This window comes from Bacillus sp. EB106-06-01-XG163 (assembly GCF_058791615.1).
Genome location: NZ_JBYTDS010000011.1, coordinates 18214 through 33265, shown reverse-complemented (window position 1 = coordinate 33265; position 15052 = coordinate 18214). Strand labels below are relative to the sequence as shown.

General features: G+C 49.9%; 14 protein-coding genes. All 14 read right to left on the bottom strand.

The features are described from left to right. Positions 1-4 precede the first annotated feature (4 nt). The 14 genes from AC3WTF_RS13540 to AC3WTF_RS13475 all read right to left on the bottom strand — a co-directional run bounded on the left by AC3WTF_RS13540 (position 5) and on the right by AC3WTF_RS13475 (position 15038). Positions 5-1423 carry an amino acid permease gene (locus AC3WTF_RS13540; protein WP_047936280.1) on the bottom strand — a complete coding sequence of 473 codons (1419 nt, stop codon included), beginning with the start codon at positions 1421-1423 and terminating at the stop codon, positions 5-7. A 24-nt stretch (positions 1424-1447) separates the two neighbouring features. Then, a complete protein-coding gene (locus tag AC3WTF_RS13535; protein ID WP_007407678.1) occupies positions 1448-3130 on the bottom strand; it encodes a M20 family metallopeptidase in 1683 nt (560 codons plus the stop codon). A 71-nt stretch (positions 3131-3201) separates the two neighbouring features. Then, positions 3202-4749 (bottom strand): L-glutamate gamma-semialdehyde dehydrogenase, encoded by a 1548-nt coding sequence (gene pruA / locus AC3WTF_RS13530; protein ID WP_003150992.1) that lies wholly within the window; start codon positions 4747-4749, stop codon positions 3202-3204. Positions 4750-4956: 207 nt separating this feature from the next. After that, entirely contained in the window at positions 4957-6243 is a 1287-nt protein-coding gene (locus tag AC3WTF_RS13525; protein ID WP_025285442.1) for a Glu/Leu/Phe/Val family dehydrogenase, read from the bottom strand. A gap of 188 nt (positions 6244-6431) precedes the next feature. Then, on the bottom strand, positions 6432-6893 hold the full coding sequence (bslB, locus tag AC3WTF_RS13520) for a biofilm surface layer hydrophobin BslB (protein WP_022537147.1): 462 nt from the start codon (positions 6891-6893) through the stop codon (positions 6432-6434). Between the two features lie 215 nt (positions 6894-7108). Further along, the gene (locus tag AC3WTF_RS13515) at positions 7109-7564 is read right to left on the bottom strand and encodes a dTDP-4-dehydrorhamnose 3,5-epimerase family protein (protein WP_003150986.1); all 456 of its coding nucleotides are present in this window, start codon (positions 7562-7564) and stop codon (positions 7109-7111) included. Beyond that, entirely contained in the window at positions 7561-8409 is an 849-nt protein-coding gene (gene rfbD / locus AC3WTF_RS13510) for a dTDP-4-dehydrorhamnose reductase (protein ID WP_007407683.1), read from the bottom strand. The genes AC3WTF_RS13515 and rfbD overlap by 4 nt, the downstream gene beginning before the upstream one ends. Before the next feature lie 20 nt (positions 8410-8429). Continuing rightward, positions 8430-9377: a dTDP-glucose 4,6-dehydratase gene (gene rfbB / locus AC3WTF_RS13505; RefSeq protein ID WP_007407684.1), complete on the bottom strand. Its 948-nt coding sequence runs from the start codon at positions 9375-9377 to the stop codon at positions 8430-8432. Positions 9378-9379: 2 nt separating this feature from the next. Then, positions 9380-10117, bottom strand: coding sequence for a sugar phosphate nucleotidyltransferase (locus AC3WTF_RS13500; RefSeq protein ID WP_003150981.1), 738 nt, complete (start codon positions 10115-10117; stop codon positions 9380-9382). A 27-nt stretch (positions 10118-10144) separates the two neighbouring features. Then, on the bottom strand, positions 10145-11149 hold the full coding sequence (locus tag AC3WTF_RS13495) for a PseG/SpsG family protein (protein WP_007407686.1): 1005 nt from the start codon (positions 11147-11149) through the stop codon (positions 10145-10147). 1 nt (position 11150) lies between these two features. Continuing rightward, entirely contained in the window at positions 11151-11891 is a 741-nt protein-coding gene (locus AC3WTF_RS13490) for a cytidylyltransferase domain-containing protein (protein WP_032868195.1), read from the bottom strand. Further along, on the bottom strand, positions 11884-13005 hold the full coding sequence (locus AC3WTF_RS13485) for an N-acetylneuraminate synthase family protein (protein WP_032869411.1): 1122 nt from the start codon (positions 13003-13005) through the stop codon (positions 11884-11886). The genes AC3WTF_RS13490 and AC3WTF_RS13485 overlap by 8 nt, the downstream gene beginning before the upstream one ends. After that, positions 13005-13868 carry a GNAT family N-acetyltransferase gene (locus tag AC3WTF_RS13480; RefSeq protein ID WP_032868197.1) on the bottom strand — a complete coding sequence of 288 codons (864 nt, stop codon included), beginning with the start codon at positions 13866-13868 and terminating at the stop codon, positions 13005-13007. The genes AC3WTF_RS13485 and AC3WTF_RS13480 overlap by 1 nt, the downstream gene beginning before the upstream one ends. Further along, a complete protein-coding gene (locus tag AC3WTF_RS13475; protein WP_326244818.1) occupies positions 13869-15038 on the bottom strand; it encodes a DegT/DnrJ/EryC1/StrS family aminotransferase in 1170 nt (389 codons plus the stop codon). Positions 15039-15052 lie beyond the last annotated feature (14 nt).

Here is a 15052-nt window from a genome sequence, read left to right as displayed (position 1 = left end):
TTTCTTATCCGGCAGCGCCTTTTTCCGAAGAAGCCTGCTCACGCTTCAGGCGTTTTTTAATACCGAAGTGATAATACGCGTAACAGATGATCATCAGCGGGACGCCGCAGTACAGACCGATACGCTGGTCGGGGATAAAGATGAGACTGATTAAGATAAGCCCGTAAATCGAAAATCCGAGAATCGGCACGATCGGATAAAGCGGCGTTTTAAATGCCAGGTCTTTCAGATTTCCTCCTTCAGCGAGAAAGCGTCTCCGGAAAACGAATTGTGAAGCGCAGATTGACATCCACGCGACGACGGTAATCATACCGGAGATGGAAATGAGCCACACATACACCGTTTCAGCCGCGAATACACTTGTCAGCAGGGATAAACCGGAGATAGCGATGGTGATGGAAAGAGCTTTCAGAGGCACGCCTTTTTTCGTCAGTTTCGTTAAGGAAGCGGGGCCCATCTTAGTTTTTGATAGGGACCACATCATTCTGGATGAAGCGTACAGCCCGGAATTCGCCACCGACAGCATGGCGGTCAGAATGACAAAGTTCATGATATCAGCCGCATAGGGAACGCCGATTTTATCCAGCACAGCCACAAACGGGCTTTCGATGACGCCTGCCGTTTGGTACGGCAAAATGGACACGAGAACAAACATCGCCAGCACGAAGAAAAACAGCGTCCGCCATATGACGTTTCGGATTGAGCGGGGAAGCGTCTTTTCCGGATTTTCGCTTTCTCCCGAGGCGATTCCGATCAGCTCGGTGCCCTGGAATGAAAAATTCACCATGACAAGGGTAAACAGCACGGCTTGGGCACCGTTCGGGAAAAGCCCTTTGTCCGTCGTAAAGTTTGACAGATACGGAGCCGTCTGCCCGCCGTTAAAACCGACAAAGCCGAATACCGCAGCGCAGCCGAGAATAATAAACAATACAATGGCCATGACCTTAATGCTGGAAAACCAAAATTCCATTTCCGCAAAACTCCGTGCAGACAGCGCGTTAATGGAAAAAATGACGACGCCGAATACAAGGCACCACACCCAAATCGGAACGGCCGGAAACCACCGCTGCATTAAAATCCCCGCCGACGTCAGTTCAAGCCCCACTGTATTGGCCCAGCTGAATGCGTACATCCATCCGATCGTAAAACCCGTCGACGGCCCGAGAAACTTTGCCGCATACGCTTGAAATGATCCTGCGACCGGCATGGCGACCGCGAGCTCCCCCAAACAAAGCATCACCAGATACATTAAAAATCCGCCGATCACATAAGCCAATATCGCGCCGATCGGTCCCGCTTCACTGATCGTAAAACCGGAGCCCAGAAAAAGCCCCGTCCCGATCACGCCGCCGAGGGCGATCATAAACAAATGCCGGCCCTTCATCGTGCGCTGCAATTCAGTTTGATTGGTATCTCCCTGCATATACATCCCCCTTATTCCGTTATGTCAGCCATTTGTGCGTATGTCTAATCGGTAGCTGTGCAAAAGGTGCATTGTCGTCTGCTGAATGAGTTCCGGCAGCACATGGAATGTGTACGGCTTGTACACGCGTTCCGTCCATTTATGGCCGTCCTTTCCGTATACCCCTATATTGACCGACGGAATATTCAATTCCCTGATTTCTTTAAAAGGAATCGTCCCTATGACATCCCAGCCCGGAAAATTATCGGTAAAGGCGGAGACCTCCTCGTCTGTTTCATGCAGCGATAAAAAGCTTCCGTCCGCTAAATAAGGGAAAAACTTTTTAAAGGCGAATGTTTCTCCGGTTGACGCCGCTGTTTTATCGACCGCTTCTTGAATGACATGCTGCAAAAGCCGGTCCCGTGTGCTCTCTTCTTTCAGATAATTGTGCGGAAGGTAAGGCGGCGCATAGAAAATAATGACCTTGGCTCCCTGCTCAGGATCGAGTTTTTGCAGTTCCTCGACGGCTTTAAAGCATCTCATCCGCAGTTCAAGATGTTCATATGTTTTAAATGCCTGCCCGATACACTGTGCAGGGTCTATCCCGCGGCTTCTCAGCCTTTTCAGGTAATCTTCCAGACTGTACACTTGAACGTTCCATGACATCTCTTTTTTCGGCAGGCTCGTTCTCTCACAGTATTCGTCGTAATAATCAGATAATTTTCGTTCTGTCTCTTTGCAGGCTTCGTCAGCCACGGCGGTCAGCTGATCCATGACTTCTTTGGCGGTTTTCTCGTAAATAAAATAATTAAAATAGACATAGCTGCTGACGGCGGTCTGCACGTTATACGCTTCCTTGTTGTCACGCTGGTACAGGCAGGTCGGCGGAAGCACAAGCTCCCCTTCAATGTTTTCCGCCATATGAATATTGTTGTGAATTCTTCTGGTGATTTCTGACGCGATCAAATTCGGATCGATGCCGGACAGCGTATCACCGACATGCACCTCCCGCCCGTAAATCGCAAAGCAAGGCAAAAGCTTCCCTGCCGCGCCCGTGTAGATGTACCTTGTCGTGTCACCCTCATACAGCGGGGTGATAAAATCGTTATTAATCGCTGCTAAATAACGAAGCTGCTTTTCTTGTTTCAGCCGTTTTAATTCAGAAATGCTGGTTAAAATGCCGGAATGCTGGCTTTCTTCATCCGGGTTTGCCATGAACAGAATATGGCCCGGCAGCTGATCACGCCGTTCAGAAAAGTGAAGCAGATTGGCGAGATGAACGGCAATACCGCTCTGCATATCAACCGAACCCCTTCCGAACATCCACTCGCCTGAGCGGGCGTCCCGCTGCACATCCCGATCAAATTCATAGTTTGAGAAATACTCCGCGAGACGGTCGGAATCAAAAGCGATATCTTTTAAAGGGCCGAAATCCTCGATGCCGACCGTATCAAGATGAGCGTGATAAATGACCGTATTCAGGCTTTCGCCGTTTCCCTCAATAAATGCGAAAATATTTTTGCGGCCGTAAGGGTCCTCAGGAATCGCCTGCTCCCACACATGTGACGGATTCTCCTGAAAGTAGGGAAAGCTCTTGATCATATCTTTGATATAGTCGGCTTTTTTTCCTTCTCCCAATGTGCCGTTGATGCTGTTTAACGCCACCAGTGATTTCGTAATGGCTTCTATTTTCTCCTCCGGAAGCATTTTGCTGAGCTGCTGATACATATTCCATCCTCCTTACCCTCATATAGAGAAAATAGCGCGACTCTCTTTTTCATCGCGCTATTTCCGAAAGATTAATAGGCTTCAGACGTTGTTTTTGCCTGCATATGAAGAATCAGATAGTCAGGTCCTCCGGCTTTTGAATCGGTTCCTGACATATTGAAGCCGCCGAACGGCTGGTATCCGACAATTGCTCCCGTACATCCGCGGTTGAAGTATAGATTCCCGACGTGAAAATCTTCGCGGGCGCGTTCAATGTGCGCGCGGGTTTTCGATAACAGAGCGCCCGTCAGTCCGTAATCGGTATTATTGGCAATCTCAAGCATATGGTCGAAATCACGGGCTTTTGAGATCGCGACGACCGGCCCGAAAATTTCCTCCTGCATCAGGCGGGCGTTTTCATCAACATCCGCAAAAATGGTCGGCTGAATAAAGTATCCTTTTGAATCATCACCTTCGCCTCCCGTCAGGAGTTTTCCTTCTGTTTTGCCGATTTCGATATAACTCATGACTTTATTATAAGATGCTTCGTGGATGACTGGCCCCATGTATGTATCAAAATCTTCCGGACTTCCGACGGTGAGTGATTTTGTTAAAGCGACGGCTTTTTCAACAACTTCATCATAGACGTCCTGATGGATGACCGCACGGGAACCGGCTGAACATTTTTGGCCTGAGAATCCGAAGGCGGAATACACGATTGAGGAAGCGGCAAGATCAAGATCAGCATCTCTGTCTACAAGCACCGTATCTTTCCCTCCCATTTCGGCAATGACCCGTTTCAGCCACTTTTGGCCCGGCTGTACTTTTGCGGCGCGTTCATAGATGCGGCATCCGACCGCGCGGGAACCTGTAAACGACACAAATCTCGTCTTCGGATGCTCAACCAGATAGTCGCCGATTTCTCCTCCGTCGCCCGGTATGAATTGGAGCACGCCGTCCGGCAGGCCCGCTTCTTTCATCACTTCAACGAATTTCGCCGCCACGACAGGCGCCGCATCCGCCGGTTTCAGCAGTATCGTGTTGCCTGTTACGATGGCTGCCGCCGCCGTTCCCGCCATAATCGCAAGCGGGAAGTTGAATGGAGAGATGACGATCCCCACCCCAAGCGGCTCATAGTGATACTGATTATATTCTCCGTCACGGCTCTTTACAGGGGAACCGTCTTTCAGTTTCAGCATCTGACGGGCGTAATACTCTAAAAAGTCGATCGCTTCCGCCGTATCCGCATCCGCTTCCTTCCACGGTTTTCCCGCTTCTTTCACTAGATATGCGGAGAATTCGTGCTTTCTTCTGCGGATGATCGCCGCCGCTTTAAACAGCACATTCGCGCGGTGTTCCGGCCGTACTTTTTTCCATGTTTGAAATGCCTGCAGCGCAGCCTGCATGGCCTTTTCCGCAAGTTCTTTTCCGGCGGCCGATACAGAACCGATCACTTCTTTTTTATCTGCCGGATTGACGGAAATGATCTTTTTATCCGTTTCAATCGCTTCACCGTTGATGATAAGCGGATAATGCTTGCCGAGCTGTGAATTCACATAAGCCAGCGCTTCCTGAAACGATTGTTTATTTGTCTCTTCCTGAAAATTTGTAAATGGTTCGTGTGCGTATGAAACTGTCATTAGAATTCCTCCCCGTATTTTGTAATGTGTGCTCACGCTTTATGAAGATGCAAGAAGCATACCAGCATAGCAATTTGTGATAAAAATAAGAAAATCTTTGCCGAAAGCGGACGAAGCGTGTCCTAATCTGTCAGCTGTAATCTGAAAACGCAAAGAAATTTTGCGATCCGCTATATAACTGATGCAAAATCTCTTTGCGGATAACACTTATACCCAGCCGCGGAACCGGGCCGCTTCAGCCGACTTTCTGATGCCCGTCATATAGGCGGCCAAACGCATATCGACTTTGTGGATATGCGCTGTCTGATAAATGGATTCAAACGAATTCACCATGACGCTGCGCAGTTTTCCGGCGACTTCCTCCTCAGACCAGTAAAAGCCTTGATTATTTTGCACCCATTCAAAATAAGACACCGTCACGCCGCCGGCGCTTGCCAAAATATCCGGCACGAGAAGCACGCCTCTTTCATTCAGAATTTTCGTGGCATCTATCGTTGTCGGGCCGTTTGCCGCCTCCACAATGATTGAAGCTTTAATGTGATGGGCGTTTTCAGCCGTAATCTGATTGGAGATTGCAGCGGGCACGAGAATATCACAGTCCTTTTCCAGCAGCTCCCGGTTCGTTATGACATCCGAGAAGAGATTCGTCACCGTGCCAAAGCTGTCCCGCTTATCCAGCAGGTAATCAATGTCAAGGCCGTCAGGGTCATACAAAGCGCCGTGGGCGTCTGAGATGCCGATCACCTTGGCGCCGGCGTCATGCATAAATTTAGCGAGAAAGCTCCCCGCATTTCCGAACCCCTGAATGATGATCCGCGCATTTTCCAATGGAATCCCTTTTTTCTTAACGGCTTCCTCAATACAAATCGTGACGCCTTGCGCGGTCGCCGTTTCCCGCCCCTGTGAACCGCCGAGAACAATCGGTTTGCCCGTAATGAATCCCGGTGAATCAAATTCTCTCAGGCGGCTGTATTCGTCCATCATCCATGCCATAATCTGCGAGTTGGTATATACGTCGGGAGCCGGAATATCCTTTGTCGGACCGACGATCTGGCTGATCGCACGCACATATCCGCGGCTCAGCCGTTCCAGCTCTCCGAATGACATCGTCCGAGGATCACAGATGATGCCGCCTTTTCCGCCCCCGTAAGGAAGATTTGTGATGCCGCATTTTAAAGTCATCCAGATGGAAAGCGCCTTAACCTCTTCTTCACTGACTTCCGGATGAAACCGCACGCCCCCTTTTGTCGGGCCGACTGCGTCATTATGCTGTGAGCGGTAGCCCGTGAAAACCTGTACTGAGCCATTGTCCATTTTGACAGGGATGCGGACGGTCAAAAGCCGCATCGGCTCTTTCATCAGTTCATACATATTGTCAGGGTACCCCAGTTTTCGCAGGGCCTCTTTTATGATCGATTGTGTTGACAAGAACAAATTAAGAACTTCTTTTTCTTCATCTTTCTGATTGCTTTTAGAAATCGGGTTGGCTGACATGTTTTATCACCTCATCGTATTTTACGTGTAAGCTTCAATTACCGGCAGAACAAAATGTAAGCGCTTTTACACCAAAACCCATCAATCCCTTTCACATTGTCGTTACGCCCTTTTTTATATGCAAGATTCATGCCAGGTTTTTTGCGCATAAAAAAAAAGAGGCTGTTGTCAGCCTCTTTCATCCCCGATTAACGCGGGTCAATAACCAGCTTTGTTTCGGCATAAAGACTGCCGGCCCCCAAACCGTTTACGTAATCGCCTTTAATTGTATACGCGCCCGCGCGCGGAAGGTTTTTACGCACTAGGACGAGATTGTATTCAGACGCGCCCAATAAGTCAAGGGTAAGCGGAAGTCTGACCGTTTTTCCGTAGTTGAGAATTTGCGTTTCTTTCAGTGTTCTTCCGTTTACAGAGTCCCTCACAGTGGCGTTGAACCCGTCAGGAAATTGAAATTCAACGGCGCCGACGGCAAGCAGCGCATTCGGCTTGTATGTGACTTCAATATCAGACGTCGCGTATTCTTTCGTACTATTGACGGTTTTCGCTTCAATAACGGCAGATTGGGCGTTCGCATGAAAAGATGGCAAGAACACAGATGAAAATACCGCAGCACTGATGAGAAAGGCCGAAAATGATTTTCTTTTTAACATCATGAATTCCTCCAGATCATATGGGATTCAGAGCGTCCTCTGCCGGAAAAGCGTGTCTGATGGTTCCATTCGCGAATTGGGTTTCTCTTTTCCTGAGAATAATCTACCACCTTTATCCATGGAAGTAAATTATTTTTTAGAATATTCAATCATTTATTTTTCACGAGATGAATCAGCACAAAAAACGAAGACATCCGCTGTCTTCGTCTTGTGCGCTATCGGTGAGCCGTCTGCCAGTCAAATCCGATGGTGTCATCATTCCACGGAATTCTTTTTTCGTCAGGCTGATCCGGATTGTAGGACATTGTCGTGAAATAAATAATGGTCAGCGGGGTTTCACCCAGCACTCTGTACCCGTGTGCGACGCCTTTGGGAATGAGAAGGAGCATCGGATTGTCTTCTCCCATGTAGTAGACATCCGTTTCTCCCTTGGTTGCAGACTCTTCGCGAAGGTCATGCAGCACGACCTGGGCGTGGCCCGTCGGAAAAAACCATAGGTCATCCTGTTTCTCATGATAGTGAAACGCTTTAATGACGCCGGGATAGCTTTTGGACCAGGAAGCCTGCCCGAAACGCTCTAAGAGATGTTCATCGTCACGGACGAGTTCTGAGAAAAAACCCCGGTCATCGCTGTGTTTGATCAGCTTTTTGATTTTTACGCCTTCGATCACTTGCATTGTCCCTCCCTTTGTAAATAATCATGCAGCGCTTCCCGCCAATGCCTCATCCCGAGCCCCTGCCGTTCAATCGACTCAAGACTCAACACCGAGTAAGCGGGGCGCGGCGTCTCATTTCCGTATTCCTCCGTCGTGACGGGCAGCACGGAGGCGGTTCTGCCGCTTTCTTCAAAAATAGCCTTGGCAAATTCATACCAGCTGCACACTCCGCTGTTTGCGGCGTGGTATAAGCCCGGCGGCCTGTCAAACAGACCGATCACCGTTTCGGCTAAATCCTTTGTGTACGTCGGCGCCCCGACTTGATCGTTAACGACACGCACCTGATCATGTGTATCCGCAAGTTTCAGCATCGTATTGACAAAGTTGTGCCCGCCGCTGCCGTACACCCACGATGTTCTGATAATGGTGTGGTTTTTCCCCGTTAACCGGATCAGTTCTTCGCCGAGTTTTTTGCTTTTTCCATAAATCGTGCCCGGATCTGCGGGATCATCGGTCTGGTATGGCCGTGTTCCTTTGCCGCTGAAGACGTAATCGGTGCTGATGTGAATGAATTTCGCGCCGGTGTTTTCAGCCTCAAGCGCGGCATAATAAGCGCCGATTCCGTTTATTAAATACGCTTTGTCGAGCTCCGTTTCACATTTGTCAACGGAGGTGTATGCCGCCGTATTGACGACGATATCCGGCTTGTAATGGCTGAACGAGTGCCGCACCGAACGCTGGTCGGATATGTTCATCATCGCTTTTGTCAAGGCGATCACTTCATACCCTTCCCGCTTCAGCTGGCGGCATAACTCCCGCCCCAGCTGGCCGGCCGCTCCGGTTACTAATACCTTCGTCAATCGGATCCCCTTCTTTCCGATTAGTCTTGGCTGTCTGTATACCAGCGAATGGTTCTTCTCATTCCTTCTTCAAATGTGACGTCCTGCCGCCATCCCAGCTCATTTTTCAGCTTTGAAGCATTGATGGCGTAACGGCGGTCATGCCCTTTTCTGTCTTCGACATGAGCAAACCGTTCCTCGACACCGAGCTCCTTCATGATAAATGACGCAAGCTCTTTATTCGTCCGTTCATTTCCTCCGCCGATATTGTAAATGTCACCGAGTGTTCCTTTTTCCAGCACGAGCTTAATGGCGCGGCAATGATCTTCGGCGAACAGCCAGTCTCTGATCTGCATCCCGTCGCCGTACAGCGGAACCGGCGTGCCGTTTACGGCATGCCTGATAATGGTCGGAATCATTTTCTCGTGATGCTGGTACGGCCCGTAATTGTTGCTGCATCTTGTAATGATGGCAGGAAGCTTATGGGTTCTCACGTAAGACATGACGAGCAGGTCTGAGCTTGCCTTGCTGGCGGAATACGGATTGTTCGGAGAAAGCGGCGTCGTCTCCGTAAAAGCGGGATCATCCGGCGCCAAATCTCCGTACACCTCATCTGTGGAAATGTGAATCAGCCTGCCGGCTTTTCCCTGTAACACCGCGTCCGCCAGTCGGTATGTGCCCATCACATTTGTTGTGATAAACGGCTCTGCCTGATTTATGCTTCTGTCCACATGGGATTCAGCCGCAAAATGAATGACAGCGTCATACATTTGGGAAAAGACTTTGTCAATGTCCTCTTTTTCAGAAATGTCACCTTTGATAAAACGGAAACGGCCGTTCTTTTTTAAGGCTTCTATTTCAAGCGGCCTGCTTGCATACGTGAGATTATCCAGGACGGTAATCTGCGCGTCCGTTTCTTTCAGCATCATCTTTGTAAAGGTAAGGCCGATAAATCCGGCGCCCCCTGTAATTAAATATGATTTTGGCATGATTAATGCTCCTGTCCTTTCTGTAATGCCTGATGCGCCAGGCTTCCGGCGAGGTAGAGCGATTCATGCGTGCCCGCATCCACCCACCAGCCCGTTAACACATCATACGTCAGCTCACTGTGTTCAATGTATAAATTATTGACATCCGTAATTTCCAGTTCGCCGCGTTTTGAAGGGGAAATTTGTTCAATATAGGAAAACACTTCTGCGTCGTACATGTAGATCCCTGTGACGCATAGTCTGGTCGGCGGCTGCTCCGGCTTTTCAATGATCGACTTGATCCGTTTGTTTTCCTCATCAATCTCGGCGATGCCGAAGCGCTCCGGATCGTCCACTTCTTTCAGCAGCACTTTCGCTCCTTTTCCCTGCTTTGCGAAACGCTCCGTATAAGGTTTTAATGAATCTTCAAAAATATTATCTCCCAAAAGCAGAACGAACGGATCGCGACCTGTAAATCGCTTTGCGTATGATAAACCGTCGGAAATGCCGGATGCGGCTGGCTGAACCTGATATGTGATCGAGACGCCTAGCTCTTCTCCGGTTTCGAGAAGTTTATGAAATTGCGGGATATATTCTTTTTGCGTAATCAGCAAAATATCTGTAATCCCCGCTTCTTCCAGCTTCATGATCGACCAGTAAATCATCGGATATGGACCGACAGGGAGTAAATGCTTATTGACCGCTTTTGTCAGCGGCATAAGGCGTGAGCCGGTGCCTCCGGCTAAGATAACACCTTTCACATGAACACTTCCTTACGTGTGGTTTTATCACAAATCATAAAGAATCGCCGCCGCCCGTTTGATGCCCCTGCCGTCAACCAGCGGCTTTCCGTTTTGATGAAGTCCGGTCCGCATCGGATAATCAGCGGCCATGTCAGACATATGCCGAGCGAGAACGTCCGGTGATATGCATTCACCAAGGCCGAGATGAACGGCGGCCCCCCGTGCGGCGAATTTTTCCGCCGTCTCAGTTTGATGCTCCACTTGAGAAAGTACGATGCAGGGCACACCTGTACAAATGGTTTCATATAAAGTGATCCCGCCGGACACGACGGCCATATCAGCCCTCGAAAGAAGCGCGGCCATGTCATTTGTCTGCCTTACCATCTCGGCATAAGGCATTTGTGTAAGATGCGCGCGCACGTCATCAGCATGAGCCGCGGCGCCGCCCATGACGATGATCACTCGTTTTCGATGAATGTCGGGGATGCGGCGGCATGCTTCCATCACTTTAAAGACAAGCTTCTTCGGGTCGCTTCCTCCTAATGAGACCAATATGGTCCGGCATTCTTTATTCAGCTGATAGAGCTGCTTTGCTTTTTCAAAACCCGGATGAAGAATCATATATTCCGGGCCTTCATATACAGCGGCGCTGCCCATTTGGACCGTCCGGCTTTTCAGCCCTCCGTAAATGCCGTTTATAACGGCATCGCATAAATGAATGACATGTTCCCGTTTTTCTTCAAATAAGACGATGCGTGCCGATGAATGCTTTTTGACTTCCTCTAACCAGTCACACGGCATATCGAGCAGATCGAATATGAGAAGGTCAGGAGCCTGCCTGTTTATTTCCCGGACAATAAATTCCTTCTGTCCCTTGTCAGGCTTGATGATCACTTCCCATTGATCAGATGACAGATAAGAAGAAGCCTCTTTATTTGTGTAGAACGTTATTGAGCAATTGTTCTTAATGGCACCGGCAAGCAGCTTCATCCGGACCGCGTGCCCCATGCCGATGTCACGGCCCCCGTCAGCGAAAATCAGAACCCGCATGCTAATCAGCCTCTTTTTGCCGGATCATTTGATTAATGGCCCTGAGCTCCGGATCACTATTCAGCAGATGGATCAATTCTTTTGCCGGAATATCAGGACGCGAGCCCGCTTTTACGTACAGCTCGCGGGCCAGCCTGTAGTCCTCTTCTGTATCGACGGTCATCCGCAAGTGAGGAGCCCGGAGTTCCTGCGGGGGCTCAGGAAAGAGAAGCCGGTACCTCTCAGGAGATTCTCTTATTAAAAGCGTGACATGTTCCTGGTATTTGTCCGCCAGCGTTTTGTCGGCATTGATCTCCGTTAAAAGTCGCGCGTTTACCGCCTCGCCGCCGATGCCGAGCGGTGTACCGCAGATATACGTGTAGTCTGCGTGCTGATCTAAATGCGATTGAATCAGAAAATCAAGCAGCGAAGGGTCGACAAACGGGTTATCCCCCGTCAGTCTGACTGCGATGTCCGGTTTAACTTGTTCGATGACTTGTGAAAACCGGTCAAGCACGCGCTGCTCGCTGCCGCGGTGCACACGGTAGTTCTTGCTGAGGCAGTGCGCAGACAGAATGTCGTCGGTCTTGCTGTCAGACGCGGCGACGATCAGATTATCCCGCGATTGATCATAATACGCGCTTTGCCGAACCCTTTTGACAATCATATCGAGGATCGTATACCCGCCGATCGGTTTCAGCACTTTACCGGGAAGACGCCCGCTTCCCATCCGCGCCTGAATGATAAACAAAATGTCAGTCATCATATGAGCTGCCTTTCGTCAAAAGGTCATCCCAAGTGATGCCCGTGTCGGCGGGAATATCCCTGACCGCACGCGCGCCGTCAGTTAAAAGCTCAAAATATCTCGGGTGGAGCCCCTGCGGTTTTTGGCCGGGACGAAGGACGGCAAGGTTTTCCGCCGTAAAACATTCGCCTTTTTGAATCGGCGCTGTTGAAAAAATGCCTCTGTAAGCGAACCTTCTGATATCCCCTTCAATCGGTGTCGTGGTTTTATGGGAGCTTCCCGACAGCACTTCCGGCACCGGAGCGTGATGCCCCTGCCGCAGCTCCGCTTCAACTGAGCGGATTGCCGCAACCATTTCTTTTAATTCATCCGGATTGAGGGCGAAGGAGTGATCAGCACCGGGCAGGTTTTTATCGATCGTAAAATGCTTTTCAATCAGTTTCGCTCCGAGCCTGACAGCCGCGCACGGCACATCATACGGATGGGCGCTGTGATCGGAGAAACCGATCACTGCATCCGGGAATGCGGCGGCAAGCATGGGAATGACGCTCAGATTGCTGTATTCAGGCGGCGCGGGATATTTCGCCACACAATGCATGATCGCAATTTCTGTGTTCCCCTCGCCGGTAATGGTTTGATAAGCCTCCTGAATATCTGAAATATCAGCGCCAGCGGTGGAAAAAATAATCGGTGTCTTCAGCCCCGCGACATATTTCAATAACGGCAGATGATTCAGCTCGTAGGAGGCGATTTTAAAGGCTGAAGGCGAAGTCGCATACAGTAAGTCGGCAGAGCCTTCGTCACAGACCGTGCTTAAAAACAGCACGCCTTTTTTCTTACAATATTCAAGCAGCGGTTCGATCCACTCGGCGGGCATTTCCATTGATTGCACCAAAGAAAAAATAGAGACGTTTTTTCCCGCAGCGGTTTTGTACAAGCCTGGGTCTTTCTGATACATTTTGTCAGCCTGAAACATTTGGAACTTGACCGCGTCCGCGCCGGCCTCACTGGCCGCATCTATCAATTCAAACGCCTGGCTCAGTTTTCCGTCATGATTAATTCCGGCTTCGGCGATGATGAATACGGGCGAACCTTCGCCGATTGACTTCGTTCCGATTTGGCATGATGCCATCAGTCCGCCTCCTTCCCGGGCCACACATGATAGTAGTAATAGGACGCATCCGCTTTAAATCCCATTCTTTCGTACAGGCGGATGGCTCTTACATTGTGGAGCTGCGTTCCCGCTGATACAGTCTTATGCTGAAAGCGCAATGATTGTTCAATCACGTGCGCCGCTAAATGGAATCCCGCTCCCTTTCCTTCAAATCCCGGCTTTACCGCCATCAGATCAAGGACGAATTCATCGCCTTTAGACAGCCCCTGAACAAAGCCCACAGTCTCTCCCTTATATGTGGCGGCGAATTGTAACGAAGCTCTGCCTTCCGCATTATTCCGCGCCCACTCTTCAAACAGGCGGTTTGCACTTTCATAGCTGAGATGGGGGTCTTGATAATACCTGCTTTTTGTAAAGGCGTCGCGGGCCAGCCGGCTGATCGCTTCCGTGTCGCCGGGTCCGGCTTCTGTAATCTCAAATGGCGGCGTGCTGTTATATACACGCACCGGACTGACGAGCTTGAGAAGACTCCCTACAAAATAAGCGTTCGGAAGCTGCTGAACGACCTGCATCGCGCCGATATCTTCAGCCGGTATTTTAATAAATATAAAATCAGTGCCTGCCGCCCGCCTTGCCGCGTAAAATTCCTGAAACAGCCTTTTGAGCTGTCCGGCGCTGTTTGCGGCTGCAAGCTTCACATTGATGATATTTTTTCGAAACAATTGACTTTCCCACGAAGAGTTTTCATATAAAATCACGCCTTGAAGGCTGTTTTCTTCCAATAAACAGAGCGACGATTCATAGGCTTCCGGCTGGATGCCCTTCTGATGCAGGAAGGTATGAATCATGTCCTGCGCAAGATTTTCCCTCAGTCTGTACACCTAATCAGCCCCTTTGACGATATCCGTAACGGCTGCAATGACGTATTCAACGTCGTCATCTGTCATTGACGGATAAAGAGGGAGTGACACGGTGCGGTGATAATACGCGGCCGCGGCCGGAAAGTCAGTTTCCTTATACCCGTACGTTTTTTGATAATACGGATGGAACGGAACCGGAATAAAATGAACACTTGTGCCGATATTATATTGGTCTTTTAAAGCGGAAATCAGATCGTTCCGGCTGACCCCGGCCTCCTGCTCCTCTATTTGAAGAACATACAGATGCCATGCATGCCGCCCGTCATCACTGACATGCGGGATGGTCAGCCCTTTCATGTGTCTGAAGGCGTCCTGGTAGCGGCTCGCAATGTCGGCTCTTCTTTGCTGCATGCTGTCAATCCGTTTCAGCTGATGAAGCCCAAGCGCTGCCTGAAGATCAAACATATTCATTTTATAGCCGGGCGTTTCGACCTCGTAGTACCAGCTTCCGTTTGAAGAATAGCGGTTCCACGCGCCTTTGCTCATGCCGTGAAGGCTGAGCACCCTGATCTGATCGGCGAGCCCGTCATCGTCCGTCGTCAGCATGCCGCCTTCACCGGTTGCCAGGTTTTTTGTCGCGTAGAAGCTGAATGCCGTCGCATCGCCGATTGATCCGATCATTTTCTGTTTATACGTGGTATACACGGCATGTGCGGCATCCTCTAAGACAAATAACTGATGCTTTTCGGCAATGGCCAGAATCTGATCCATATCACACGACTGGCCGGCGAAATGAACGGGTACAATCGCTTTTGTCCGCGGGGTGACGGCCGCCTCAATTTTTTTAGGGTCCGCATTCAGCGAAAGCGGATCGATGTCAACAAACACCGGAACGGCGCCTGTGTGCACGATTGTATTGGCCGTTGAACTGAACGTCACGGCAGACGTGATGACCTCGTCGCCGGGACCGATCCCTTTCGCTTTCAGGGCCAAAAACAAAGCGGCGGTACATGAGTTCAGCGCGATCGCGTGCTTTGCCCCCGTCCAGGCGGCAAAGGCTTTTTCAAACGCCTCTACTTTCGGTCCCCTTGAAAGCCAGCCCGATTCAAGCGTATCAATAACCTCCTGAATTTCGTCCTTCCCGATCATGGGCAATGAATAGGGAAGAAAAGCTGATCTTTTTTGCACCATTTTCTTTGCGCTCC

What these genes read in the sequence shown, in the direction of transcription:
- AC3WTF_RS13540 (WP_047936280.1), bottom strand. Translation starts at nt 1,423, where the DNA reads ATGCAGGGAGATACCAATCAAACTGAATTGCAGCGCACGATGAAGGGC.
- AC3WTF_RS13525 (WP_025285442.1), bottom strand. Translation starts at nt 6,243, where the DNA reads ATGTCAGCCAACCCGATTTCTAAAAGCAATCAGAAAGATGAAGAAAAA.
- AC3WTF_RS13485 (WP_032869411.1), bottom strand. Translation starts at nt 13,005, where the DNA reads ATGGCATCATGCCAAATCGGAACGAAGTCAATCGGCGAAGGTTCGCCC.
- AC3WTF_RS13490 (WP_032868195.1), bottom strand. Translation starts at nt 11,891, where the DNA reads ATGACTGACATTTTGTTTATCATTCAGGCGCGGATGGGAAGCGGGCGT.
- rfbB (WP_007407684.1), bottom strand. Translation starts at nt 9,377, where the DNA reads ATGCCAAAATCATATTTAATTACAGGGGGCGCCGGATTTATCGGCCTT.
- bslB (WP_022537147.1), bottom strand. Translation starts at nt 6,893, where the DNA reads ATGTTAAAAAGAAAATCATTTTCGGCCTTTCTCATCAGTGCTGCGGTA.
- AC3WTF_RS13495 (WP_007407686.1), bottom strand. Translation starts at nt 11,149, where the DNA reads ATGCGGGTTCTGATTTTCGCTGACGGGGGCCGTGACATCGGCATGGGG.
- pruA (WP_003150992.1), bottom strand. Translation starts at nt 4,749, where the DNA reads ATGACAGTTTCATACGCACACGAACCATTTACAAATTTTCAGGAAGAG.
- AC3WTF_RS13475 (WP_326244818.1), bottom strand. Translation starts at nt 15,038, where the DNA reads ATGGTGCAAAAAAGATCAGCTTTTCTTCCCTATTCATTGCCCATGATC.
- AC3WTF_RS13535 (WP_007407678.1), bottom strand. Translation starts at nt 3,130, where the DNA reads ATGTATCAGCAGCTCAGCAAAATGCTTCCGGAGGAGAAAATAGAAGCC.